We start from the raw sequence: 24,873 nt of genomic DNA, 5'->3' as shown, positions 1-24,873 counted from the left end.
CTGACCAAATCCTGCCTTCGCGGCCAAATGCATCGATAACTGGCACCAATGGATGAAACCGACCACGGTTTGACGCCACGAATCGCAGATTTGAAAGTGAACAGGAAAGTCAATGAAATCAACGATCTACCAACACCACCTCCGCGCCAGTGCTAGCTTTTCGTACCGTCACTTATTGCACTGAAAACGAGGAGACCCCAACGTGGACATCCAGATGCGCACCAATGTGCCGCACATCTTCGCCATCGGCGACATCGTGGGCCAGCCCATGCTGGCGCACAAGGCGGTGCACGAGGCGCATGTGGCGGCGGAAGTGATCGCCGGCGAATTGCAGGGCAACAAGGAACTGGCCAGCGCCGCCTTCAACGCCCGCGTGATCCCCAGCGTGGCCTACACCGACCCCGAAGTGGCCTGGGTGGGCCTGACCGAAGACCAGGCCAAGCAGCAGGGCATCAAGGTCAAGAAGGGCCTGTTCCCCTGGGCGGCCTCGGGCCGCGCCATTGCCAACGGCCGCGACGAAGGCGTCACCAAGCTGCTGTTCGACGACAGCCCCGAAGCAGGATCAGGAGACGGCCATGCTGGCCGGGGCCACGGCAAGATCCTGGGCGGCGGCATGGTCGGCACGCATGCGGGCGACATGATCGGCGAGATCGCCCTGGCCATCGAGATGGGTGCGGACGCTGTCGACATCGGCAAGACCATCCACCCGCATCCGACGCTGGGCGAGAGCATCGGCATGGCGGCGGAAGTGGCGCATGGCAGCTGCACGGATGTGCCGCCTGCGCGCAAGTAAGTCCGCAGCCAAGCTACCCTGACAAGGCCCGAACTGGCGACGGTTCGGGCCTTGTGCTTTGCGTACCCAAACAATCGCCGCAGAATACTGTGCATTTGTACAGTATTCATGTCAGCCACTTCCAAGCCCAAGCTCTACAACCCACGCCACCCCGAACGCACGCTGCTCTACCAAATGGTAGCCGAGCACTACGAGACCTGGCTAGAGTTGGCCAGCGCGGGTCAGTTCGACGGCCAGGGCGACCACCACACCCCCAAGCCCTTCGTGCGCAAAGCGTTTGCCAAGTATCTTGAGTGCGGCATCTTTGCCCATGGCTTTGCCCGCGCTCGCTGCGGCGACTGTGGGCACGACTACTTTGTAGCCTTCTCCTGCAAAGGCCGGGGAGTCTGCCCCTCGTGCACCACGCGGCGGATGGTGGAGACGGCGGCACACCTGAGCGACCACGTTTTCCCCCGCCTGCCGGTGCGCCAGTGGGTGCTCTCCGTGCCCAAGAGGTTGCGGTACTTCATGCAACGCGACGGAGCGGTGCTGAGCATGGTGCTGCGCATCTTTCTGCGGGTGATCGCACAAACTCTGCAGACCCACAGCCCCGGTGCGGCCCATATGGACAAGGCAGGCCTGCACATCGGTGCCATCGCCTTCATTCACCGATTCGGCTCCAGCCTCAATGAACACGTCCACTTCCACGTTTGTGTGGTGGACGGGGTGTTTGAGGAAGTGGAGGGCGAGGGCGATGCTGATGCGACCCCTCGAATCTCATCGCCGGGTGTCATCTTTCACGCGGCCACCGGCATCGATGCGGCTACCGTGGCCCCAGTGCAGACCACACTGCAAAAACGCATCCTGCGCGCCTTCGTTGCTCGGGGCCTGCTGGAGAACTGTGACGCCAAAGACATGCTGGGCTACAAACACAGCGGCTTCTCGGTGGACGCCGGTGTCTGCATCGAAGCCCACGACCGCGCTGCGCTGGAGCGGCTGCTGCGCTATTGCGCGCGTCCACCGTTTTCCATGGAGCGCCTACGCAAAGAGGGAAGCAAACTGGTGTACCGCTGTGCCAAACAGCGCAGCGAGCCCACCAGTGACAAGCGTGGTGCCAAGGCAGATGAGCTGCACCTCACACCGCTGGAACTGATCGACCGCATCGCCGCGCTGGTGCCACCGCCACGCACCCACCGGCACCGCTACTTTGGTGTGCTGGCACCAAACTCGCCGCTGAGAGCGGCGGTAACGGCGCTGGCTCAGCCTGCTGCGTCGCAACCAGCCACGGTGGAGACTGCACAACCTGGCGCGGGCGTACCTGGGGTGGCGGCGCCGGGCAACGCGGCCACACCCACACCCGAACCTGAAGCACGCCCGAAGCGAGCGGCGCATTACTTGTGGGCGGTGCTGATTGCCCGCATCTACGAGGCATTTCCGCTGCTGTGCCCCATGTGCGGTGGGCAGATGCGCATCATTGCCTTCATCACCCACAGCGCCGAAATCCGCCACATCCTGAACCACATCGGGGTGGAGTCTGCCCCCCCGCACATCACCCCGGCACGCGGGCCACCGCTGTGGGAGGGCTGCGACGCGCCGGTGGATGATGGTGCGCAAGGCGAGCCGGATTGGGATCTGGCAGCTCAACCCGACGAGGTAGACCAGCGCGTCAATTGGTGACCCAGTGAAGCGGCGGTATCCATCGCTGCGGGGAAGCAGCTGCGCGCGCGCCAGGCCCAAATGCATACTGCCTCCCAAGCTCTTGCCATTGAGCGGCAAGCGAGCGCTCAACCTTCCTTGGCCGAACGTGTTTCGAGGCCCAAAACTCGTGCCATACTTGGCCTCATGCGGTTGAATTTCCTATCCGTTCGCTGGCTTTGGCTGCTGCTGAAGCCGCCATTGACGACCAGGAATTTTTGCAGAAAACCTATGAAGTGAACTTGAAGGGTTTGGCGCAAATACAAAATGGCTTGAAGTTGCTGGGCCTGGAGTACGTGCCCTCATATGGCAATTTTGTGTTGTTCAGGGCGGGCAGTACGCCAGACGCCGGCATGAAAGTATTTGACGCCCTGCAACGCATGGGTGTCATTGTGCGCCCGGTCAATGGCTACGGCCTGCCGGAGTGGCTGCGTGTCTCCATCGGCTTGCCCCATGAAAACGAAGCATTCTTGACGGCATTGCCCAAGGCGCTGACCGCCATGAAGGCGTCGTAATGGCCAAAGGTATTGTCTTCAATCGCATGCTTGCCATTGGTGTGGGCTTGATTGGTGGATCCATCTGCCTTGCTGCCAGGAAAAAGGGTTTGGTGGGGCATGTGCTGGGTTATTCACGTAAACTGGAAACAGCCCATGAAGCACTTAAACTGGGTATTGTGGATGAATGCATTGCTGGCCCAGGCGACTCAAACGTACGCAATGTGGATGCGGTGGTGTTGTCCATACCCGTTCGTCAGTACAAGCAGGTGCTGACCCAATTTCTGCCATCCTTGCCACCGAATTGCCTGATTTTCGACGCAGGCAGTACCAAGTCGGATGTGGCTGTGATGCTGGACGAGCTTGAAAAACAGTTTCCAGGACTGAAGTCCAGATTTGTATTGGCCCACCCGATTGCGGGCGGTGAGTCGCATGGCCCTGCTGCTGCAGTGGCCAATCTGTTTGAGGGCAAAAATTGCGTGCTGTGTCCGCTGGAACAAACCAGTGCCAGCGGCCAGAAAAAAGTTGAAAATCTGTGGCTGGGCATTGGTGCCAAACTCAGCACCATGAATGCAATGGACCATGATGAAATGTTTGGTGCAGTCAGTCATTTGCCACATTTACTGGCCTTTGCCTATGTGTCCAGCGTGTTGAGCCATCCCAAAGGTGCCGAGTTCATGAAAGAGGGCGGGGCCGGTTATCGAGACTTCACCCGCATTGCAGCCAGTTCACCTGAAATGTGGGCTGATATTTTTCAAAACAACAGCGCGGCCCTCCTCACCATGCTGGGCAAATTCGAGGCCAATATTGCAAGCCTGCGCACGGCCATTGAGAGCGGTGACCGCACCACACTGGAACGAATTCTGGGGCAAGCTGCGGACTACCGTAGCGCCTGGAAACACCATTGATCGCCAAAACTAAGCGGATACATTGTCATGTCAGATTTGAATTTGATCGAATTTCACGCCAGCAGCACCCAACACATGTCGGGTTCGGCGCGTGTGCCAGGCGACAAGTCAATTTCCCACCGGGCTATCATGATGGGCTCGATTGCGGAAGGCACCACCGAGGTGGACGGCTTTCTGGAGGGCGAAGACGCACTGGCCACCATGAATGCATTCCGCGCCCTGGGTGTGAGTATTGAAGGGCCAGATCGCGGCAAGGTGAAAGTGCATGGTGTTGGCATGCATGGCTTGAAAGCCCCGCGCGAGGTGCTGGATTGCGGCAACTCGGGCACGTCCATGCGCCTGATGTCGGGTTTGCTGGCCGGGCAGGATTTTGATTGCATGCTGACTGGCGACGCCAGCCTAGGCAAGCGTCCCATGAAGCGTGTGATCGACCCCCTGGTGCTGATGGGTGCCCGAATTGAAGCGCAGGAAGGCGGTCGCCCGCCCCTGCATGTTCATGGCCGCACCACCTTGCAGGCAATTGATTATGTGCTGCCCATGGCATCGGCCCAAGTGAAGTCTTGCGTATTGCTGGCCGGCCTGTATGCCGAAGGTACCACCACCGTCACCGAGCCGGCTGTTACCCGCGATCACACTGAGCGCATGTTGCGTGGCTTCGGCGTTGAGGTGATCACCGAAGGCCCCAGGGCCAGCGTGAAAGGCGGGCAAATTTTAAAGGCCACAAAAATCGATGTGCCTTCCGATATTTCATCGGCTGCATTTTTCATGGTTGCGGCCTCGATTGCACCCCAAGCCGACATCACCTTGAAACATGTGGGCATGAATCCCACCCGCACCGGTGTGATCGACATTTTGAAATTGATGGGCGCCAACATTGAACTGAGCAACCACGCCGAGGTGGGTGGCGAACCCGTGGCCGATGTGCGAATCCGAAGCGCTGCTTTGAAAGGTATTGAGATTCCGGAGCACTTGGTGCCTTTGGCGATTGATGAATTCCCGGTTTTGTTTGTGGCGGCTGCCAATGCAACAGGGCGCACAGTGCTGACAGGCGCCGAAGAATTGCGTGTAAAGGAATCAGACCGGATCGCCGTGATGGCGCACGGGCTTCAAAAGTGCGGCATTGATGCAGAGCCTACTGAAGACGGCATGATTATTCAAGGAGCGGGCCACCTGGAAGGTGTGCGTTACAAGGCCACCAGCATTGAATCGCAGGGCGACCACCGCATAGCAATGTCATTCAGCGTGGCGGCCATCCGCGCTGAAGGCACCATGGTGATTCATGGCGCACAAACCGTAGACACCTCGTTTCCGGGGTTTGTGGATTTGGCCAATTCCCTGGGCATGCGGGTGCAGTCAGTCCGCAAAGGTTAATGCAATGAACCGCTCAACTTGTCCTGTGATCGCCATTGATGGACCCACCGCGTCGGGTAAAGGCACTGTGGCAGCGTTGGTGGCTGCCGAACTGGGTTTTCATTACCTGGACAGTGGCGCCATTTACCGCGTGTTGGCAGTGGCTGCAGCCCGGCAGGGCTTGAATCCTGAAAATCAGGTCAATTTGCAGCAAATCATCGCCATGGCTGCGAACTTGCCCGTGCAGTTCCAGGGCGACAAAGTACTGCTCAACGGCCACGATGTATCCGAAGCCTGACCAAATCCTGCCTTCGCGGCCAAATGCATCGATAACTGGCACCAATGGATGAAACCGACCACGGTTTGACGCCACGAATCGCAGATTTGAAAGTGAACAGGAAAGTCAATGAAATCAACGATCTACCAACACCACCTCCGCGCCAGTGCTAGCTTTTCGTACCGTCACTTATTGCACTGAAAACGAGGAGACCCCTAATACCCCAGCATGCCGCGGGATGGTCGAGCTTGATGAACTCGATAAATCCAGGAAGGACGCACTTGAGAGAGAGCACCGTACGCGCCGATGGCTCGACTCATTGACACAGGGACATCTGCTGAAAGTCTATCTTCAGGCCTTGGTCCAGAATTGGCAGTGGGGCCGAGCGGGGGTCATATCCGGTCACTTCGTTGAGTTGCATGACATCCACCAGCGACTCGTGGACGTCGGGTTTCCCTATGCCGACGAGAGCGCCCTTGTTGACAACAGTGAGGACCGCATCAAAGTCGATCTTCTGGCGGTTGATACACACGGCTATACCTACTCCGGCATGAGCGTGGCCAAGCTGCTGAAGTTCGATTTGTGTCCGCAGCTGGCAGGCCTGCCCGACCGCAAAATCTGGACGCCACGCTCGATTCAGGTGCCTGAGGCCCTGGAGAAAGTGGCAATTCCCACGATCACCGAAAAAGCCATCCGTGACGGTTGGGATCAAGCGATGCGACTCATTGCCTCAATCAAGTCAGGACGGGTCAGCGTTGCCTGGGCATTGGCTCGCCACGGCAGCGCCGCCGCTGGAGACGACGTGCGCCGCTGTCTCGACCAGTATGGCCGCTTGCTGCGCTCCGTGTTTTTGTGCGACTACTTCACCAATGAGGTGTTCAGGCGAGAGATCCGCACCCTGCTCAATCGTGGCGAATCGGTTCACTTGTTGCAACGCGCCATCTACTACGGGCGCGTCACTGCGGAACGCGGCCGGCGCCGCGATGAACTTAAGTCCATCTCGGGCGCTCACGCGCTGCTCACAAACATGGTGATTGGCTGGAACACGATGAAGTTGCAAGAAACCGTAGACCGACTCAAGGCTGGTGGACAACGCATTGAAGACAACGTTGTTCGGTGCATCGGTCCAGTGCACTTCGGGCATATCAATTTTCGGGGCCTGATGAGCTTTAGCGTTGACCGGTATGCCAGCGTGCTCCTGCGGGGCCAAAACCCGCCAAAACGGTCCCGCGCCAATTGATGTCAAAAACGCATCGCATTTCCGTTTTTAATTTTTTCTTTGCAAAATCGGAAAGCTGCTCTATATGAATCAACAACTTAGCGGTGATAGCCATTTCGTGTTTTCATTTATTTCTTGCAAAACCGGAAAGTAGAGTTAGCGCCGGACATTCGGAAGCCGTGCCGAAACGATCACTTTTCCGCGTTGTGCCACACCATCGAGAAGTGATCCAACCTGGCTCTGAATCAATCCAAAAGCGGGTCGGGTCCTGCCGTGACCTTGATCCTTGCCTTGGTTTCTAGATCGAGATGTATTTCACGAAAGACATTGAAGTCGAGACGTCAAGTGCGCACCGGACGTTGGCGTGAGCCCTGTGAGCCCATTGACCAAAAACAACGACTTGCAAAAAGGCCTGTAAAGCCATGACCGATCATCCACAGCCACCCAGCTGCGATGCGGCACGTCGTTGGCCCAAAGCCAGGCATGACACTCCGCCTGCCGCTCGTATCCAACCAGCGTATCTGGGATGGTCGTTAGATCGCTATATCTAGAGGTGACGCCTTCGATCATGGCGGCTACGTCCGGGGAAAACCTTTGCACAAGAGCCTCAAATGGTTGTTCCAGCCGCCAGGTGCTTGTGATCACCACCTTGCACTCAGGCACCTGCCGTGCCGCATCTTCCAAGAAGGGTAGGCAACAGAAGTGCTTCGACTCATGGCAATGCTCTGGGTGCAAGACGCCATCAAAATCTAGAAACAGGATGGGCACAGCGCTAGTTCAGAATCAGATTTCCAACAGGGAAGAGATTTCTACGAAGTGAGAGAGCCAATGAGACTAGTTGGTCGTGGTCTTTTTAGTCTCATTGGGCGGAAATCGGGGGAATGTCTTCCCGAAAGCGTGTCCCACCCCAAGCCGACTTTGGTCGAGCGTTGCAGCAGTTGCGCGCGGCACGTGGCTTGGTCCAGGAAGACATGTTGGTGGCCACGAGCCGACGACATATCAGTCGCATTGAGCAAGGACATCAAGTACCCAGTGTCCGAACCATTGAGGTGTTGGCCGAGCAGATGCAGATTCATCCATTGACCCTGGTCGCTGCCGCATACTGCCCGGGTCTAGACGCCGCCTCCGTCAATGAGATCCTCCAGACAGTCATTGCGGATTTCAAGGGCTTGGTGTCAGACTAGGCGTGGCATTCCGAATCGGCGTGCTCCTGGGCGTGCTGTACCAGCATTTGTAGGCCTTGTATCAGGCCGGTGCCAATCGGAATGGCATCTTGGCGTTGCAGCATCCGATTGACGATCTCCCGATCCACGGCAGTGCTGAGCAAGCACAGTGCTTCTTGCAAAGTTTCCAGCCCCATTTCCAAGCTGTCTCCTGACCGTTTGGCACCCGCCTTGGTCAGAAGCAATAGGGTGAGCGGTAAGGCAGCGCGAGCGGGATCATGATCTCCACTCCAACCCACGCCAGACAGAAGGTCTCGGAACTGGTTTGACACCACCAAAAGGTGGTTGTCATCCAGCGCATCCGCGCAAGGCCGTCTCTCTGGATTCAGCGATTGAGTGCAAGCGCTCCAGCGCGCTCGCGATGTTGCCCGTCTCAATCTCGCCCTTGGAGATCTCCAACACCAGCAGCGCGTCACCCTGGAAGGCGGCGAGGCCAGCAGCGTCCGTCCTCACTACCGTGGGCTTCAGGCGTTTAAGCATTGAGTTCATCTCCATTCGCAGCCGGTGTGTTGCGCTTCACGTAGGTGGCGCCCGTGCTGAAGAGATCCTTCACTTTGATCTTCACCCCAGAGCGGACGAACTGATACCCCAGGTACTCCATCACTTGCCTGGCCATTGCTCCGGTTACCTGTTTCCAGCGGTCCTGGCGGATGACTTCGCCGAACGCTGCAAGCAGCTGAGGCTGGAGGCCCTCGACGGCAGGCCTACCGAGATAGGTCGCTGTTTCCAGGCGAATAAGAGATTCGGGTGCTGTCATCAATGCCCAGAGGTCTGCGCCCATGGGGGTGTTGGCCAGATCTGAAAAGGAGCCGCTTTTGAAGTTGAGCATGGTGCAGACCAAATTTGTACATGCTCAATCATACATATCAGCCCTGGCATGTACAAAACGGATTTTCCGAAAGATCGATGGCGGACGACAAGCCTATGGACACCGAAGAAATTTAGGTTCACACTGCGCCATCGGGCCGAGGGACACGGCCCGTTTACATTTAACGTTCACTATTTCATAATGATAGTTATGGTGGATTAAATGAGCATCAAAAAATAGAGGCCTCGAAATTCGCCTCTTTTCTCAACGCTTAGTTGTACCGGTTGCCCAGCTGGCAGTGAATTTTGACAATGCATTTTCAATGACCATGGCTCACTCTACGCCCCAATTTCCACAAGCGCAATCCCCCGCCGAAAACGGCCCCATCGCCGAAGCAGGAAAGCTCGCGGCCGTGGATGCTGACGGTGGCCAGCCGCTGGAACCCCCGCAGAGCGCCAAGCCAGCGCCGCGCCGGCGCGGGCGCCCACCAGGTGCGCGTACCAAGATTGCCCATCACAACGCGACGGCCGACGAGTTCGCCATGCTGCGCGCGGTCGCCCAAGGGGTGGATCTCACCGTGGCATCGCGCCAGTATCTGCTGTGGCCAGGTCGCGCGCCCGAGCGCCCAGCCCTGATCAAAAAGTACCAGGAGCTTCTTGACCGCATCGAGGCGGCTGCGCACGGGATCGCTCAGTCGCAGGAGGCCCGCGCTATGGTGAGGGTTCTCAGGGACCACCAGACCATCGTGGTCGATGAGCCGCGCGTTATGGCTGGTGAGCCCGGTGCCCTAAAACCGACCGCGGTGACGCTTGGCGATGCGATGACGACCATGCCGGCGCCGGTGGCGGCACTGGCGCCAAAGCCGCCAACGCTGGAAGAGTTTGCGGCTCAGTTCGACGAGGACATGTTTTCTGAGGCTGAGCTGATCGAGCAGTACGAGGCGCTGCTGCTTGAAACTGCTGCCGCCCTGCCCGACCCTGCAGCCGCCACGGCGCCAAAGCAGGCAGAAATTGCGCTTCCGACCGAGGCGTCGACCACCGTTCTCCCTGTTGAGCCCGCGCACGTGCTAACCGAGGCACGAAGCGCGGCCGAGCGCATGGCGAATGTGCTCCAGGCGATCAACTGGCTCGATGAGCATTTGGGCACCAAGCCCGAACGCGCGCATCGTGTGGAGCAGTGGGTGATCATGTCGGGCGCTCAGATGGAGGCGCTGGGCAAAGCCGGCGTCATCACTGTGGGCAACCTGGTGGACTGGATCTCGTTGAAGGGAGAAAGCTGGTTTGACGACATCCCCGGCTACGGAGCAAAACGAGCGAACAATCTATTGGCCTGGATTCAGCGTTGGAACCTTGCTCCCTCAGCGGGACTTTCCCGGCTCCCTGGTCTCTCCCAGGCCCGAGAGCTGCAGGTCGAAGTCACCAGCGTTCTTTTGCCCTTGGACAAGATGATTTGGCCCGCAGAGCTGGACGGCAAGTATGGAGCGTTTCGCACGCGCGTGGCCAACACGATGAATGCGAACAATGACCGCGAGGCTGTGTCGGCCTGGTTTAAATCCATCAAGGAGAAGTCACCTCACACGCAAGAAGCCTATCGGCGCGCCATCGAGCGTTTGATTCTCTGGGCCGTACATGTGCGCCGGCAAACCTTGTCCTCGCTGGCTCAGGAGGACTTCTTCGATTTCAAGCAGTTTCTGGTAGACCCGCCCGAGGATTGGGTGCAGCAGTCCAAGGGACCAGCCCAAAAGGAAACCTCCAAGTGGAGGCCGTTGCGTGGTCCATTGAACTCGCAGAGCCTGAACGTCACATTTGCCGCCATCCGCTCTATGTTCACGCATTGGGTCGAGTCGAAATACATCACCGCCAACGCGAGCCTGGCCGTGCACGGCCAAAAGCGCGACGAGGAGACTATGGATGTGTTCCGTTCGTTCACCGAGGCTGACCTGCAGGTGGTCGGTGCGACGTTCGCAGAACTTCCGGAGGGCCCCGCGAAACGGCGGCTTCGCGCGTTGTTCCGTCTTATCGAAAACGCGGGCTTGCGGCGGGCGGAGGTGGCACAGGCGCGATGGTCGCACGTGCAAACTGACCGCGAACTCGATCACGGGTCCGAGTCCCGCGTGCTGGAGGTCTTGGGCAAGGGAAAACGCAAACGCAGGGTTCCCTTGAACGCTGCCACGATGGAAGCGCTTCGCGAGCATCGTGCGGATCGAGAAGAGCTGATGGCGCAAGGCAAGCTCAGCCTGTTCAAACAAGTTAAGCCCGCGGACCAGCCGCTGATAGGTGTGCTCGACGACCGGTGGATCTCGGCCAAGGACAAGAAGCTGGCCATCAAACGCGCAGATCAAGCTGTGCGAAGGAACGCGGCGCTGCCGACCATCGAGATCGAGCGCGTGGCGCAGGCCGGCAAGCTGAAATACACAGTCAATGAGCACGGCGCCTTGTCCAGTCACATGCTCTATCACGTGCTCAAGGGATTTTTTGCGATGTGTTCTGTCGCTGCCGGTGAAAGATCAGGCGAAGCGGACGGCCCTTTCATGCGCGCATCGACCCATTGGCTCCGACACACCTACGCCCACAAGGCGCTGGTAGCGACCGGGGGAGATCTGAGCATTGTCAAAGAGCTGATGGGACACAAGAACATCAACACCACGGCCATCTATGTGAAGGCGAACCTGGGGGACCGCATCAAGGCGGTGGACAAACTCAAGACCAGCGTGTGACGGAACAGCGAGTTTCGGCACTGTCGCGTGGACTGCCCGCATTGCTCATAAAGCGGGCAAGGTACTTGAGCTCAACAGTGGCGCGATTCTTCGCCCCAAAAGGGCATGTTATCCACAGAAACCTGGGATATCTCTGCGAAGAAGATCGGTATATCCAATGGGGCGCGCGAGCCCCAACGATACAGACCGCGATGGCTGTCGGTCGATCATTGAAGTTCGTCAGCGAAAAGGGAGGGCTGCTTCACATAGACCCCGCGCAACGAAGGCTTGGGGAGGTCCACCGACGGAACGTCATCGCGCTGGTTGCGGATCTGCGACCTAACATCGTCTGGTAGGTAGTCGATGAGGTGGTACAGGCCTTTGGAGTTTTTGAGCCCCGCACGCTTCACAACTTCCTCGACTGGTACGCGGTCGTGAAGCCAGAACACGAGGCGCGTATTCCGGATGATCTGGGGACCAAGACGCGCGGGTGGTGGTTGGCCAGCGGCCTCAGCAGCAGAAATCAGGTGCTTGCGAACGAGCACCAGCAAGTTTTCGTCTGTCATCGCCCCGCCCCGTCGCGAACTGAAGACCACGTCGCTCTTCGAGTGTCCCGCGTCAAGTGCGCGAACTTCTATCCACTCTTGCAGTGCCGTGCGGAGGTTGTCGCTCAGCGGAAGTCGGCGTTGCCACTTCACATCCTCGCCATCGACCTCAAGATAGCCCCCCGAACCTGTCCATGGGTCTCTCAGAACAACACGATCCAGAGTGAGGCCACGAACCTCAGAGGGCGTGAGCCCGAGCTCAAACAGGGTGAGTAAAAGTGCGCGGTTTCGCCAAGGAAGGGGCCCATCTTCCTCATCCGTGACTGCCAAGGCCTTTTGGGCTTGACTCCACACATGCGAGGTCATGACTGCCCCGATGGGTTTCTCGGGAAGGGGTTTATCTACCATTTCCGCCGCAGGGTTGGTGCTCACCCAGCCCTTGTCGACGGCGAATGAATAAATACGCTCCAACAGCCTCCAGTAGCGCCGCTTTGTTATCTCGCTGACCCCTGCATCTTTCTTGCGCTCTTTAACGGCATTATTCAAAAAGCTTTCGATATCCACCGGGGAGACGCTTTGCCAATGAATGGGGGGTCGAGGAACCTTCAAGCCCTCGCCACCGAGGAATTTTTTCCATGTGTTCCAAAAATGGCCGTAGAACTCCCCGTTATCGATGGGCGCACGGTCTGTAGCCGAGCTGTGAGCTAGCCACGCATCGAATAACTCATCTGCAGTGATGCTATCCATATTTCAATGCTGATCTTTAAGAGGCAATTGTAATTTGTTTGTTCCGAATTGCCAATTCAACAATTGACAAATACTGCTTTGGGCGAGGAGCGTCGTCCTATTTCCCGGCCTCTTGGAACTGAGACTCAAGCCATTGTCGAATGGCTCCTCAGGCAGATGGCTGGTATACAAAAAAGATGCCGTTTGCCGTTTGCTAAAGCGGAAATATCACGAAAATTCAAAGTACAAGCTCTATTCTGATGACATTCTTCATCTGCGCTATGGCCTCGGCATGTAATCCAAATGACTGCGAATGTAGCGTTCGCGCAGGAAGGATAAGTGAAGACGGAAAATAAAAAAGCCCCGAGCACACCATAAATGGTGGGATCGGGGCTTATGCCGTAGGGCAATGATGCTCAGAAAAACGGAGCAGACTAAAACAAGGCCGATTGGCTCTCATCCAGAAGGGAACAGCGAGCCTTCAGCTCCTTCACGGAGCCCTGGCCAGGTCGAAGGCTCGAAGACAACGCCTCAAAGGTGTCTTTGCGCAAGCCCTTGCTTGCAGCCCGCTCTATTGCGTGCTTGATGCTGAGTGCATCTGTTTCCATCCCAACCACTGACGAGCCCCGTTTGCCTTTCAGCACGATGCTCTCTGGTGAGTTGGATTCGTGGACACAGACGTTTGTGCAACGCTTGTGATCGTTGAAAACCAAGGTTCCGAGCTGCATGCCTTTTTGAAGGTGGCACAGATCTGCAGCTGCTCGCTTTACGCTCTCATAACGCTGCATGGCGCCAAAGCACTTTCCTGCGAAATACACGTCGTAAGCGAAATCACCTCCATCGACATTTGTTGTGCAGCGTGCAAGAAGCTCAGCACTGACGCCCAGCTTGGTACTCGCAAACGCAACAATATCCGAGGTGTAGAAAAGCCCCGTCCGTTTCGCGGACGCGTACACGTCGAGGAGAGCCTGCTGACGTGGGCTAGGACGATAACCACCCGCTTCACTGCCACGCCAGTCCTCGTAAGGGCTGTCAGGGAGGTAGTAGGTTTGGCTCATGAAAATCTCCAATACAAGGAGCGGGTGAGCACCCAACGGGTGCTACACCCGCAGGGTTAAAGAATGACCCCCAAAGGGGTCTTGGAGCCCCATGAAGGGCTAGATCAGGGCGGCCGCCCAAGCAGGCACGCGTTCGGCGGGTACATGCGCTCTCAGGCCATCTGCATCTTTCACAAGAACAAGCTCCAGCTCATACGAGTTATCGAAGAGCCAGGCGTGATCAAAAAGTGCAAGTGCTTCAGGCAGGATTTCGTGTGTCCTGCGGTAGCGGGCCTCGATCTTCACGGGGTCAACTGAATGACCTCCATGTTGGACGCGAGCTGCTACCCGGTCCACATTGATCTGAGGATCGGCGGTGGTCACGAAGAACAAGCTCATCCGGAATCCACGCGAGCGTGCATCCTTGAAGAGCTTGAACCACCGTGTACGGTCAGACATGACCGTTTCTGTAGTGAACGAGACCCCTTGGGCCAACAAAGACCAGCGCATTTCCTCCGCTGCGATAGCGGCTTGAAACTGCATTGCCTCTGTGGCCATCTTCAAACCACTGTCACTGGCCAGTCGAGCCGCGATATCGTCTGCATTGACAAGAATGCCAATGCGCGACTGTGACGCGAGCGTCTTGGTCAGTGTGGATTTCCCGGAACCGTTAGGTCCGGCAAAAACTGTGAGGAGAGGGGGTTCTTTGTGTCCGCTACGACGCGCGGACATTGCTGCTCCGAACGTTCACGAGCTCAAGGAGACGTGGGTCCGAGGCATCGAGCTTCTGAACACGACCATCTATGAGAACGGTTGTGCTTACACCCGCTTCGATGTTCTCTGCAACGGCGTCTCTACCGGCTTGCTTGGCAATTGCTGCCAGCTGGTCAGTAGTCAAACCGAAAGCAGTTGCGCGTGCTTTGCTCATGCGATGAAGGGTAAATCGTTTGGGTTTCCTGGTCAAGGTCAACCCTGCTGCAAAGCGATGGTTCATTTGGTACTCCTCTAAACGAAAGAGGGGCACCAAGCCCACGATGGGGTAGTGCCCCACGGGGTTGGTGTTAGATCTTGTCTGCAGCGAAATGCATCAGAAGATCGCTATTGGGAAACGCTTCTTTAGCCCGCTCCACCGCCAGCTCGGGACTGGTTGCGGAGCATTCAAAGTCGAACGTCTCACCGTTTTGCTTAGCATCGGCAAAAACTGCGACATGCCGGCGAGCATCTGAATCCGATGGTGCTTGATCTTGTGGATCAGGCGCCAGGTTTGCAGACACTTCGTTTGTCGTCACCCGCTTTCCATCGCGCACCTTACGCATCAGCGCCAACATGCGGCGACCGTGTGGCACGGAGGATATCGGGGTGGCCATCCATGAAAACACACCATCGAAGCGGAGGTCCTGAGCTTCGAAAAAGCGCTCCTTCGATTCGTTAATGATCTCCCGAATCGAAGCGAGATCCCATTCCGTTGGGGTGTTGTTTTCGATGATTTCTGCAAGCTTGAAGCCGACAAAATCCAATCCGGATGGTTCTGCAACGGCCTCGAAGTAGGCGCCGAAGTCATGGGATTCGCGTTGCTTGGTGAACGCAATACCCGGTTTCTCGGTATGGAACACAAAGGTGCGCCGCAGCTGATTGATATAGGCAGCGATTTCGATCCGCGAATCCTCTCGGAAAAACACGTCACCAATAGATGCGCAGTCTTCGTCACAAGGCGTTGGGCCAAGGAAATATGTCATTTTTGAACCTTACTTTGATGTCGCAAGGTTCACCCGCAAGGGATGTTCCTTGCGGTTGGGAAGCCCCACTGATGAGGGGATGAAAAAACCTCGCATTACGCGGGGTAGAGTTATGTTGATTGCCGGGTGGCGCGGTCAACTCCGCTTCAAACCAGGGCGCTAAGCCAAGGCGATGAATCTGCTTTTCGCAGGACTCAAGAGAGCCCTCTGAAAAGCCCTCCAATTTCTCGGAGGGTAGAAAAGCGGCAGAAACCCACCCAAAGGTGAGCCTCTGCTGCCAAGCGATCACATACACAACGCAAGTTGAGCCTGTGGCGCTGATTGATCCTGGATGGAGTCGAAGGGCTTGATGCCCAAATCGTCCTGTACCAGTGTCAATGCGCGAGTCATTTTTTCGGCATCACTCGCTGTTTCGTCATCTCGCCTGTTCACATTGAGCAAATAGACTGGATGCGAAGCGTAGGAGCTCGATTTCCGATACTCCTTGAGATAAGCCTCTGTGTGCTTTTCGGCTTCCTCATATTGGCGTTGGAAATCATCGTTGGCTTGGTCCATTTCTGGAGGCAGCCACTGGCGCATCTTTCCCACGTACCGGTTCAAGCGCTCCACAACTTCCTGAGATTTCGGGAAGAAGTGAATGGTCCCCTTCCCGGGGTAATAGCGCAGACCGAAGAACTCGGTTTCGAGTCGTTTCCCATGCGATGCTTCGACCATGTTTGCATCCACAGATAGGCATTCGCGCAGCCCGTCACCAGCTTCCGTTGGGCGCCCATGGAGCAGTCGAAAAACCTTGTCGATATCGCCAAGAACCTGCCCCGCGCTATACGAGAGTCTGGTCCGTGTGTACTCATGCTGCATGAGCGGCAAGATGAAGCGTGTGCGTTTGATGCGCATCGCCATTCCCTTGTGCTTCTCGTTCGACTTCCACGACCTGTAAAAGGTGCAGTTGTCGCTGTCCCGCTGCATGATCATGTCGAACAGCCCAAGAACCATGTCAGCGTTGATAGAGTCCATGCTCTCCATCAGCCCCGCAAAGAACCCGTGAATGTTCACCTTTGAGAACTCCAGTTTGGAGATCGTTTTGAACTGGGCCTCTACGTTGCGCTGAGCAGAGCTTGAGAGTTTATTGAGAAGCTGAGTTGAGCGTAGCACTTGAGCCCACGCGCGTTCACGCATGGCCACCAGGTGTTCCTCATATCCCTGCCTTATCAAGCTCTCTACCGAAGGGGCAGGCTCGCGTGCGAGCCCGTCCAACCCTTTGGATTGCATCTCCTCAAAAGTGCGTCCGAGCCTTTGTTTCGCGGCCTCGAACACAGCATTTGATTCGCTGTACTGTCTCGCTGCTTTCACAGCGATTTCGTAGTCCATCACAACCCGATCCACGAAGTTCATTGGCAGGGCCAATGCGCTCAGCAGATGCGTGTCAGGTTCATTGGCCGCCTTGTACTCATCCGGCTTTAGGCCGTCGAGGATCGACTCCATATTCACCGCGTGCTCCGCCTCCTTTCGAAGGTAGACCAATGCGATTTCAACCGGTGTCTCCCGCTCAACCCCCTCACCCATGAATTGGTCCGCCAGGTACTCAACCGAACCGTGCATTTCAATCAGTTTTGCGAGGTACTGCCTTTCGACGGTATAGGGATTGCGCAAGGTCTCCGCATTCAAGATACAGCCGATCTCCCCTGCGTACAGGATCTTCCAAGCGTGCAGCAGGTGACGCGCTCCATCCGCAAACGGAGGGTTGGCCACTATGTGTGAGTACACGACCGCGCTCTGCATCTGCAGAAAGTCATGCCCGACAACCTGCGCACCTAGCTCTTGAAGCAATGGATGCTTCTGCGCGTTGATCTCGCAGGCGTGCCACTTCACGGTACGGCGATAGGACCGCGATCCATACCGATCCTTCGCGCTCCTCATATGCCTGCGGAGTTCTGACAGATCTTCATCGGCATCGTTGTCCGGCACCTCCGGAAAGTATTCCTCGTACGCAGTGATCATGTGGCCTTCACCCGCATGAGGTTCGAGTACACATTGAACGGGTGTGACGAACTTCGACCACAGCTTCTTGGCCAAGTGCTGGGGAGTTGGATAAAACTGAATGTCCATACTGGTTCTCCAATGAAAATTGAGGAACCAGCCCCACGAGGGAACTTGGTTCCCCAGTGGGTTGAAATGAAAGCCTTACAGCGTTGAGACTTCAGCTGCCGGCGCCGTTGCACTTCGCATTGCGCTTGCCGCCTTGTCCATCCGCATCAACCGCTCATTGAGCGATTGGCAGGCTGTTTCTAGCGATGTGCACAGCACTCGTGAAGACGGTACAAACGGATCTCCCTCAAACGACACTACGCCGCCTGTTGAGACCCCCACGCGCAGATCGTGGCCGCGGATCGTGAGAGTGGCGTACTGCCACTTGAAGGAAGCACTCTGTTCCCAGCTGCTTCGCTGCGCACCGTAGGTCAGCTGATCAACGATCCGCTTCGCTTCGTCGCGTTGCTGCGACTGGTGCTGTTTGAACGCATCCCGAATCCGATGCATACCCCAGCCTTTCGGCATGTGGTCGGCGATCAATTCTGGCTGGCTGTCTCTGATCCCTTCAAGGCACTGAAGCATCGCCTGAGTAGCAACGGTGAGGTTGCGGTCTGCGGAGGCTTCAAGTTCGGTGGGGGTGTTATTCATGGTGCTTGCTCCTTTGAGAGACAGGCACCGGCCCATAGGGCAGCGGGTGCCCGTCAGGGTTGGTGTACCGATTCCTCGGATGAATTGCTCTTTGTCTTTCGACAGGCGAGCGGGCCTATGACCATCAGCATTACGCTGGTGGAGTCAATTTTGATTTTCTTGAGCCCCCTGCCCTTAAGGGACTCAAGAAAACCACCACACGAGGGACGTGTGGAGGTCGAAGTCAGCATGCGTCGCTTGGTTCGCCACAAACTGAAGTGCAAGGCCGCTATGTCAGCGCTGCAGCAAGATGCTTCGCGCTTTCAGTCATGGACCGGATCAGCGCCTCAGCCGTTTGGACGGCTTTCTGCTTTTCAGGAAGATCCTGGTTCTCTGCCTTCTCATAGAGCCCTTCTGCCAGTCCAGTTTCGATATCTTCGACATGGGTCGAAGCGCATGCGACGAGGATGGCCAGCGCCTGCTGATCAATAGTGATCAATTGCGTGGCTGTGGTGTGGTTGTCGGTCATGGGAATCCTCTCGGAAATCACCGAACACCCGCCCATTGGGCGGTGCGCCCGGATGGGTTATAAAAAATGCCCAGATGGTTCAGGGCGGTCGGGGATCAGCTTTGCTCGGAGAGCGCCACTTCTGTTTTCTGGATGAACTCTTGAACTTGGCGCATGCCGGCGCTGCTGACACTCCATTGCGGAATGCCACCGTCCAATGACAAGCCCCATGGGAAGGAGCCTTCGAGGATCGTTTTGCAGTAGTACCGGCTCACGAACTGACCAAGCTGTCCAAACGATATGTCTTGCTGCCTGGCGTCATAGAACTCCACCAGGGGGGAGTCCTCATCATGTGTCAAGCAGTTGTCGCGGCCATAGGCATCTCCCATGCGCACGATGCGGACGTTGAAGTGTCCGATTTGAGTAGTGCTTTGATAGATGCGGTTGTGAAGCAGTGTTTCGTTCGACATTGTTCGTCTCCTGAGGGATGACGGGCACCCTGCCGCAAGGGCACGGATGCCCGAATGGGTGGGTGAAATCAGATCCCGTAGTGGGCTCTGACAATGCGGCGACGTTCTGCGTAGCATCGACCTAAGGTCAGTTCCGTGGGGGAGGAGCTGACGAGGTTTCGAAGCGCGGCTGAACGCAAGATAACGCTGTAGCGATCCTTGTTGCGAGCGATCTCGATCAACGCGTGAGGGGGCTGGCTGTATGTTTCGCGGATCAGCGCGATGAAGCGCTGCTCCCTTTGAGGCTTGACGAACATACCCACTACCAGGCGCTGCTGGAGTTGATGTCACCATCGTCTTCAGGATCGAAATCGCAGTAGACCGGATCTGGTTGCCAGCCCTGGTGCGATTCATACTGGATCACCCTGCCCCGCTCCGGACAGCTCGTCACGGAGTAGGCACGGATGTCGCCTCGTGCAAGGGCCTTAGAGGCTTCTTGATGAGCCTGGACGTACGCGCAGGGGAAGTCCTGCGCCGGCAGGCCTCTCATGAGCTTTCCGTACACGCGAATTCGCTTGCGCTCGGTAAGCACGCGCTTTGCGACTTTGGAACGGAGTGCATTGGCCTCTTCGCAGCGGAAGGGGCGCAACATGCGAAACTGGCTGGCTGCAGGAGAAAGCCCGATATGGGTCTCTCCGCCACCACTGTCGCTCAGTACGAGGGCGGCGAACTTCGCAGTCACGCAATGTGCCCGATAGGTCGGGCGGTTTTGGTAGTCCTGAAAGTCCAAGCCATGGGCCTGGAACCAGTAACGACTTTTCATGATGTGCTCCTAGCAAAAGCGCAGAGCACATGCCCCTACGGGGAATAGCGCCCCGCAAAGGTTGATGTTTAACAGGGCAAGCCCCGTTTGAAATGGCCAGTTTTTTGACTCGTGGCCACGAGTTATGAGGATGAAGGATTACCCAACATCGAACAAAGCTTCTTTGTCCAAGCTACTGGATGAACCAGGGCCTGGGCAAAACTTCCTTGTCGCGGCACACGGTTGAAGGCGTGTCAGCCTCAATGATATTGCATTCTGCGGGGGGGGGGGTAGATGGTACTTTACAACCCCCTGCCACAACCAGGCGCCATCGGGCTCCGATGAGGTTTCAACTTCGCGGCTCAGCCGCACGACGACAAAAGCGGACTTATGCTGCTGAAGCAAGCGCAAGTCGCGGGATATGCGCAGCGGCCGACTTCTCAGCGCAAGGGTAGGCCTCTACCCGTCGGATCGGCTCAAGAGTGCAAGATCCTGTGGCATCCTCAGCCTATCGGGGATTCCCTCCATTACTGAGGCATTGCATACATGGCCGTTTATCAAACCGCCTTCCGTGAAGAGATTGCTCGCATAGTGCGCAAGGAAACAAAAGACGAATTTCAGAGACTGCGGAAGACGGTGACGTCTCACCGCTCGGAAATCGCGGTTCTCAAGCGTGAGAACCTGGTGCTGCGTGCCGCAATCAAGAATTTGGCCAGGGCTGTGCCGGCTCCAGAAGCCTCCACGGTATCTGCAGAGGCCCCAGCTCGAAGCACCCGCCCGTTTTCTCCAACAGTCCTCATCAAGAAGCGTGAAGCGCTTGGGTTCAACCAGCTGCAGATGGCAGCGCTCGTGGGCGTCGCACCCATCTCGCTACGGCGCTGGGAAGCTGGCCAAGCGGTTCCACGAGCCAAGCAGCTTGCCCAGATTCGGGCAGTTATGGCAGTAGGTAAGAAGGAAGCGCTCAATCGGGTGGGCGCGCCATCCTAGCTAGCCTTGTCGAACTGCACCAGCTGTGGGTCGACGTTGATCCCAAAGTGGTCACGCATCTTTCCGCAGAACAGGAGCCAGTCGCTTTCTGTAGGTGGTTCATGGGTGCAGTAGATGCATTGGCCCGCACCCTGCAGCTGCTCCTCGACCGATCTGTGAATGTCTAGACCGAAGCGTTTCGAGAATCTACCTACTGTTGATCCCGATATGTCGTGAATCCATACGGTTCCTCCGTCCTGGCTCACCTGGACCTGCCATTCAGACAAGTCCTCATGCGGAGTTACCTTAGTCAAAGGTCGGGTCCACAATGTAGGAACCGCATCGCCCTGCAACAGCGACTGGCGTCGTCCGCAAAGCCATGAACGCCGTGCGAAAGCTGATCTTCCTACTGGCGAGCAGTGAGATGACGTTCATTCCGTAACGTGCGTATTGGACGGGGGTGAGCATGTCAATCAATCTGTTTTTAGAATTTTGGCGCAGAGGCTTTCTCGCATTTGTAAACCGGTGGAGGCCCAGCGTACGAAACTCCTTCTACGAGCCACTGGTATGAGCCAGTGATCCTGTTCAAAGCGTGGCTTTCGTACTCAACCTTTCCTTGTCGTACTCGCGCCCTATCCCATTTGATCTGCGACTCATCGATGGTTGCAGGTGCTCCGTCGACGGTGCGTTTATCAAGATCAAGCTGAAGCACCACATCCATAAGCGGGAGACCCTGCGCAGTCTTCCCTTTGCAAACGAGCGTTGCCACATCGGCCGCGCCGGACGGCACCGTGTATGCCAGAGAGCATACAAACACAGCGACACGCATAGTCAGTGCCCTATTCGTCACGTTGGAGGGCGGCCTCTATGACCTTAGCACCCAGCTGGCGGGTGTTCAATTCGTTTCCAGAGCCATTCAATTCGCTGACACCCAGCAATTCTGCGAGCATACGCAGGACAGGCTTTGCCGGCGTGATCTGGAGGCCATCCTTCATAACAGTGATGGTTGTGCTTTCGTCTTGCAGGATCTCATATCCCTCATAGGTGGCAGATACAGTCATACCTGAAGCGGCTGCAACCTCGATTTGAATCGGGGCCGAGGGCATTAGGTCCAATATGCTCGATATCGCAAGCTGTAGTTGTTCCCCCCAGCGTTTCGTGAGGGCCAGGGTTCGTCCATCGCGTTTGAGGAGCATGGAGTCTTGGGTGAAGTACCCGGTACCGGAATGCTTGGTCAGCGCGAGTAGTTCTTGCTCAGACAAATCTCCTTCGGCAGACAGGAAGAGCGATTGATTTTTGAATGGAATAGCCTTCGTGATCGCATCGACAGTGATCCCCTCGCGAAAAGCAGCTCGGACAAGTTCGTAGACGACCCGGCGCCCCGCCAGGTTGGAAAAGACCTGATTACCGACCGTCAGATTGAACCTGGTTGTGTTGCGCTCCGAGGACCGCGCCTCCGCCTGTGCCATCTCCTTTTCACGGATGGCCACTTGGTACTGTGCCGCTTCTGGCAGCGGGATCACTTGTTGGACATCGAGAAGCATCCTGCCTCCGAGGACGTGAGGGCGCATTTGAACGCATCGGAGATCCAAGCCCTGTTTGTTGAGCCACAGGACAGCTGTCGTGAGTTCTTGGCCAAAGGATGCTGCGGCTAGGACAATCCGCACTTCTTCATGAATGGCCACCCGACCCTCGTCAACGCGCAGAAAGTCGCGAATCGCCTGTTCTGGATCACCTGTCGACCCGATGCTTGCCAAATACTTCCGGTGGGCCTCCACGGCTTGATCGAAGACCATCGTGCTGACCATTGCAGCGTAGCGCAGCGCCTGCAGCTCCATGTGGGCACCATCATCACGCTTTAACTCAACTACGACGAGCTTTGCGTCCTCATCAAGGCATAGCAAGTCGATGCGGCGGTTAGCACCGACCCAGTCACCGAACTCCTCAGCAATCACCATTGTCCTGACGCCGGGGGTAATTGCAGAGATCTGGGCTCGCAGTGCTTTTTGCAAATGGGTTCGCTCATAGACGCCCATGCTTGCGAAACTCGTGACTGGGATTGAGGTGAGAGTGCTCTCACTGCTCATTTCAAAAAGTGCCATATGGATCGACGACCTCAGATCTGACAATTGGCCCCGCGTAATGGGCACTGCGACGCGGCCATCGGGAGCGGTTGGCTTGCCGCCCTGCAGAACAGAGCGAACGCACTTGATGAACGCCTTCGTTACTTCTTCCGTTTGGAATTGTGCTTCTGGATGGCTAACTTAAGTTCCTGGACAAGTCGCCGAGCATCTGCTTGATAGGTTTTGCAGTTCTCTGCAACTTCTACGGGGCTGTCTTTGAAAAGGCGGATCTGTTCCATTTCAAGTTTTGCATAGGCCCCGATTTTTTTCGCGAGAAATTCCGGGTAGTCATCCAGCAATAAATCGGATGTCCGTATATATTGCAGGAATGCCACCTCCGTATCTATCGCTGGTAGATAGCTGTTGGTTTCTGATACAGACATGCAAGCACGCAACTGGCCGATGAGGGTGGTGGCGGGCGTAATCTGTGATTCAACGTCGGCACGAGTAATCGTCGCGAATGAAAGCGTTGGAGCAGCAGCGATGGACAAAACGAGCACGGATCGAATAGCAGATCTGACGTTTATGAACCCACTCATTGCTCTGATGCCTCATCTTTAGGTTGCGTTTCAGACTTCCAAACTACGAGCATGTGACTCATCCATTCAGGACCGACTCGATCAACTGCATAGGGTATCGAGTCGCCTGGGCAAAGCTCGCGCATGCGACCTGAGGCCAGAGCCACATACAGGCGCTCTCCCGTAGAAAGTACACCGGTTCGCTCGTAATTTCCCGACCATGCCTCTCGGGCAATTTGGTCCAAGTGTTCAAGTTGGGACATCGGATTTACTTATTTAAGGCCTTAGAGATCTTACCCAGCAGAAGCCAGCAAGGAAGAATCCAGCAAAACAAAATAACCGCCAAACGGCCGTACCACGGGAGAGGATCTAGCAACAGCCATTCAAAGCTTGAGATAAGGAGTACGACTGCGACCATGAACACTGATGCTGCAGCGGAATTAAAACGCAGTTTATTCCTGCGGCTTGCTCTTGACGCTGCGACAGGTGGGGTCATTGCCATGGGGAAGTCTTGGATATCAATTATTCAAGAGATTTAAAATTTGTTGATAACGGAAGAAAAGCCAGGTTCGTCTGGATCGATATTAAGTTCATCAGTCCCGTTGCTGCAGATTCCATCTTTGCTCCAGGCTTTATTGATGGTCCCCATGCCAGGCGTGATAACAGTGCCATGAATAGCCTGCTGCAAATCGTCAAGATCAATCTCGTAAATTGTTGCATCCAAACCGTCGCGGGTTTTAACTTTAATCGGGGGTGAAATTGAAATCTTGGTCATTTAAAACTTTCTGAACTTATGAAGACTACTGCATTAATAAGATAACCGCCTATGATTTTATATTATGCATACTACTAACCAACTCAAGTTAGAATAAGTCCATAGCCTTTTCACTGAGCAGCTAGGAGAAAAGCATCTTCAGCCGCCATATAGTGCTGACGAGAAATGTAACTTGCATTCTCTGCTGCGTGAAGAGCAGCCGCGACTTGGGGGCTGTTAGCAAATACTGTTGTCTTGAGCTCGTGAATAAAAGCGCGTTCCTGTGCGCTAGCTGGAACAACGCCCCAGGTCCAAAGCCCCAGCCAAATGACAGCGCATGTTCCCATGGTCATCAGGCCCGTCAGGAAAATCCGATCTCGGAGAGTCCCTTTGCTCGCCCTCTTGCGCTCTTGCATCGCATAGATCAGTTGTGCGTCGAGTGCCCGCTCTGATAATGAAATGGCCGAGTCATCTTGGGAGGAGACTCGGGTGTTTTCGGCCCCCCCGATGAGTAGGCAGGCCCCATACCAAACTGCAGATATGCCAAGCACAAACCCAGCGGCTGGCAGCACGTTGGTCACAAATACAGAAACCATCGAAAGATCGTCCATCA

At 56.3% G+C, this 24,873-nt stretch carries 28 protein-coding genes and 1 pseudogene; 11 read left to right on the top strand and 18 right to left on the bottom strand.

Annotated elements, in window-relative coordinates:
• Positions 1–187: 187 nt before the first annotated feature.
• The 7 genes and pseudogenes from ACSQ3N_RS27310 to ACSQ3N_RS27280 all read left to right on the top strand — a co-directional run.
• A pseudogene (locus ACSQ3N_RS27310) lies at positions 188–793 on the top strand (FAD-dependent oxidoreductase); the annotation flags it as partial.
• 108 nt (positions 794–901) lie between these two features.
• Positions 902–2,449 (top strand): IS91-like element ISPps1 family transposase, encoded by a 1,548-nt coding sequence (locus ACSQ3N_RS27305; RefSeq protein ID WP_011117152.1) that lies wholly within the window; start codon positions 902–904, stop codon positions 2,447–2,449.
• 197 nt (positions 2,450–2,646) lie between these two features.
• Positions 2,647–2,982 carry an aminotransferase class I/II-fold pyridoxal phosphate-dependent enzyme gene (locus tag ACSQ3N_RS27300; protein WP_436137278.1) on the top strand — a complete coding sequence of 112 codons (336 nt, stop codon included), beginning with the start codon at positions 2,647–2,649 and terminating at the stop codon, positions 2,980–2,982.
• Positions 2,982–3,869 carry a prephenate dehydrogenase gene (locus ACSQ3N_RS27295; RefSeq protein WP_436137277.1) on the top strand — a complete coding sequence of 296 codons (888 nt, stop codon included), beginning with the start codon at positions 2,982–2,984 and terminating at the stop codon, positions 3,867–3,869. The genes ACSQ3N_RS27300 and ACSQ3N_RS27295 overlap by 1 nt, the downstream gene beginning before the upstream one ends.
• Positions 3,870–3,896: 27 nt before the next feature.
• Positions 3,897–5,240 (top strand): 3-phosphoshikimate 1-carboxyvinyltransferase, encoded by a 1,344-nt coding sequence (gene aroA, locus ACSQ3N_RS27290; protein ID WP_436137276.1) that lies wholly within the window; start codon positions 3,897–3,899, stop codon positions 5,238–5,240.
• A gap of 25 nt (positions 5,241–5,265) precedes the next feature.
• The gene (locus ACSQ3N_RS27285; RefSeq protein ID WP_436148033.1) at positions 5,266–5,517 is read left to right on the top strand and encodes a (d)CMP kinase; all 252 of its coding nucleotides are present in this window, start codon (positions 5,266–5,268) and stop codon (positions 5,515–5,517) included.
• Between the two features lie 217 nt (positions 5,518–5,734).
• Complete coding sequence (locus tag ACSQ3N_RS27280) at positions 5,735–6,736, top strand: Tn3 family transposase (protein ID WP_436137274.1); 1,002 nt, start codon at positions 5,735–5,737, stop codon at positions 6,734–6,736.
• Between the two features lie 294 nt (positions 6,737–7,030).
• Here ACSQ3N_RS27280 and ACSQ3N_RS27275 read toward each other — a convergent pair whose 3' ends face one another.
• Complete coding sequence (locus ACSQ3N_RS27275; protein ID WP_436137273.1) at positions 7,031–7,483, bottom strand: HAD domain-containing protein; 453 nt, start codon at positions 7,481–7,483, stop codon at positions 7,031–7,033.
• Between the two features lie 113 nt (positions 7,484–7,596).
• Here ACSQ3N_RS27275 and ACSQ3N_RS27270 point away from each other — a divergent pair, with 113 nt between their 5' ends.
• A complete protein-coding gene (locus tag ACSQ3N_RS27270) occupies positions 7,597–7,899 on the top strand; it encodes a helix-turn-helix domain-containing protein (protein ID WP_436137272.1) in 303 nt (100 codons plus the stop codon).
• On the opposite strand, the gene ACSQ3N_RS27265 is transcribed toward ACSQ3N_RS27270, so the two are convergent.
• The 3 genes from ACSQ3N_RS27265 to ACSQ3N_RS27255 form a co-directional block, all read right to left on the bottom strand.
• On the bottom strand, positions 7,896–8,081 hold the full coding sequence (locus tag ACSQ3N_RS27265; RefSeq protein WP_436137271.1) for a hypothetical protein: 186 nt from the start codon (positions 8,079–8,081) through the stop codon (positions 7,896–7,898). The two genes, ACSQ3N_RS27270 and ACSQ3N_RS27265, sit on opposite strands and share 4 nt — an antisense overlap.
• Before the next feature lie 145 nt (positions 8,082–8,226).
• On the bottom strand, positions 8,227–8,418 hold the full coding sequence (locus tag ACSQ3N_RS27260) for a hypothetical protein (protein ID WP_436137270.1): 192 nt from the start codon (positions 8,416–8,418) through the stop codon (positions 8,227–8,229).
• Positions 8,411–8,767: a hypothetical protein gene (locus tag ACSQ3N_RS27255; protein ID WP_436137269.1), complete on the bottom strand. Its 357-nt coding sequence runs from the start codon at positions 8,765–8,767 to the stop codon at positions 8,411–8,413. The genes ACSQ3N_RS27260 and ACSQ3N_RS27255 overlap by 8 nt, the downstream gene beginning before the upstream one ends.
• 301 nt (positions 8,768–9,068) lie before the next feature.
• Between ACSQ3N_RS27255 and ACSQ3N_RS27250 the strand changes: the two genes are divergently transcribed.
• Positions 9,069–11,462: a tyrosine-type recombinase/integrase gene (locus ACSQ3N_RS27250; protein WP_436137268.1), complete on the top strand. Its 2,394-nt coding sequence runs from the start codon at positions 9,069–9,071 to the stop codon at positions 11,460–11,462.
• Between the two features lie 206 nt (positions 11,463–11,668).
• Here ACSQ3N_RS27250 and ACSQ3N_RS27245 read toward each other — a convergent pair whose 3' ends face one another.
• From ACSQ3N_RS27245 to ACSQ3N_RS27200, 10 genes are all read right to left on the bottom strand, one after another.
• On the bottom strand, positions 11,669–12,733 hold the full coding sequence (locus ACSQ3N_RS27245) for a tyrosine-type recombinase/integrase (RefSeq protein ID WP_436137267.1): 1,065 nt from the start codon (positions 12,731–12,733) through the stop codon (positions 11,669–11,671).
• Between the two features lie 413 nt (positions 12,734–13,146).
• On the bottom strand, positions 13,147–13,770 hold the full coding sequence (locus tag ACSQ3N_RS27240) for a hypothetical protein (RefSeq protein ID WP_436137266.1): 624 nt from the start codon (positions 13,768–13,770) through the stop codon (positions 13,147–13,149).
• 99 nt (positions 13,771–13,869) lie between these two features.
• Positions 13,870–14,481: an AAA family ATPase gene (locus ACSQ3N_RS27235; RefSeq protein WP_436137265.1), complete on the bottom strand. Its 612-nt coding sequence runs from the start codon at positions 14,479–14,481 to the stop codon at positions 13,870–13,872.
• Positions 14,465–14,743, bottom strand: coding sequence for a hypothetical protein (locus ACSQ3N_RS27230; protein WP_436137264.1), 279 nt, complete (start codon positions 14,741–14,743; stop codon positions 14,465–14,467). The genes ACSQ3N_RS27235 and ACSQ3N_RS27230 overlap by 17 nt, the downstream gene beginning before the upstream one ends.
• 67 nt (positions 14,744–14,810) lie before the next feature.
• On the bottom strand, positions 14,811–15,485 hold the full coding sequence (locus ACSQ3N_RS27225) for a hypothetical protein (protein WP_436137263.1): 675 nt from the start codon (positions 15,483–15,485) through the stop codon (positions 14,811–14,813).
• 285 nt (positions 15,486–15,770) lie between these two features.
• Complete coding sequence (locus ACSQ3N_RS27220) at positions 15,771–17,591, bottom strand: DUF4942 domain-containing protein (protein ID WP_436137262.1); 1,821 nt, start codon at positions 17,589–17,591, stop codon at positions 15,771–15,773.
• Positions 17,592–17,666: 75 nt separating this feature from the next.
• Positions 17,667–18,161, bottom strand: coding sequence for a hypothetical protein (locus tag ACSQ3N_RS27215; RefSeq protein ID WP_436137261.1), 495 nt, complete (start codon positions 18,159–18,161; stop codon positions 17,667–17,669).
• A 268-nt stretch (positions 18,162–18,429) separates the two neighbouring features.
• A complete protein-coding gene (locus ACSQ3N_RS27210; RefSeq protein ID WP_436137260.1) occupies positions 18,430–18,669 on the bottom strand; it encodes a hypothetical protein in 240 nt (79 codons plus the stop codon).
• 95 nt (positions 18,670–18,764) lie between these two features.
• Entirely contained in the window at positions 18,765–19,118 is a 354-nt protein-coding gene (locus tag ACSQ3N_RS27205) for a hypothetical protein (RefSeq protein WP_436137259.1), read from the bottom strand.
• Positions 19,119–19,419: 301 nt separating this feature from the next.
• Complete coding sequence (locus ACSQ3N_RS27200; RefSeq protein WP_436137258.1) at positions 19,420–19,920, bottom strand: hypothetical protein; 501 nt, start codon at positions 19,918–19,920, stop codon at positions 19,420–19,422.
• A gap of 525 nt (positions 19,921–20,445) precedes the next feature.
• On the opposite strand from ACSQ3N_RS27200, the gene ACSQ3N_RS27195 reads away from it, so the two are divergent.
• Positions 20,446–20,886, top strand: coding sequence for a helix-turn-helix domain-containing protein (locus tag ACSQ3N_RS27195; RefSeq protein ID WP_436137257.1), 441 nt, complete (start codon positions 20,446–20,448; stop codon positions 20,884–20,886).
• Between the two features lie 818 nt (positions 20,887–21,704).
• Here the strand turns inward: ACSQ3N_RS27195 and ACSQ3N_RS27190 are convergent.
• Both ACSQ3N_RS27190 and ACSQ3N_RS27185 read right to left on the bottom strand, forming a co-directional pair.
• A complete protein-coding gene (locus ACSQ3N_RS27190) occupies positions 21,705–22,967 on the bottom strand; it encodes a hypothetical protein (protein WP_436137256.1) in 1,263 nt (420 codons plus the stop codon).
• 122 nt (positions 22,968–23,089) lie between these two features.
• Positions 23,090–23,488, bottom strand: a complete 399-nt coding sequence (locus tag ACSQ3N_RS27185) for a hypothetical protein (protein ID WP_436137255.1) — start codon at positions 23,486–23,488, stop codon at positions 23,090–23,092.
• A 434-nt stretch (positions 23,489–23,922) separates the two neighbouring features.
• On the opposite strand from ACSQ3N_RS27185, the gene ACSQ3N_RS27180 reads away from it, so the two are divergent.
• The gene (locus ACSQ3N_RS27180) at positions 23,923–24,045 is read left to right on the top strand and encodes a hypothetical protein (RefSeq protein ID WP_436137254.1); all 123 of its coding nucleotides are present in this window, start codon (positions 23,923–23,925) and stop codon (positions 24,043–24,045) included.
• Here the strand turns inward: ACSQ3N_RS27180 and ACSQ3N_RS27175 are convergent.
• Positions 24,042–24,281 (bottom strand): hypothetical protein, encoded by a 240-nt coding sequence (locus ACSQ3N_RS27175; protein WP_436137253.1) that lies wholly within the window; start codon positions 24,279–24,281, stop codon positions 24,042–24,044. The genes ACSQ3N_RS27180 and ACSQ3N_RS27175 overlap by 4 nt on opposite strands.
• Before the next feature lie 110 nt (positions 24,282–24,391).
• Positions 24,392–24,871, bottom strand: coding sequence for a hypothetical protein (locus tag ACSQ3N_RS27170; protein ID WP_436137252.1), 480 nt, complete (start codon positions 24,869–24,871; stop codon positions 24,392–24,394).
• Positions 24,872–24,873: the final 2 nt, after the last annotated feature.

Source organism: Acidovorax sp. LjRoot194, from assembly GCF_964253015.1.
In the GTDB taxonomy this organism is placed as follows: Bacteria; Pseudomonadota; Gammaproteobacteria; order Burkholderiales; family Burkholderiaceae_C; genus Acidovorax.
Note: the sequence above shows the minus strand (reverse complement) of the source record. Positions and strands in the feature narration are given on the sequence as shown.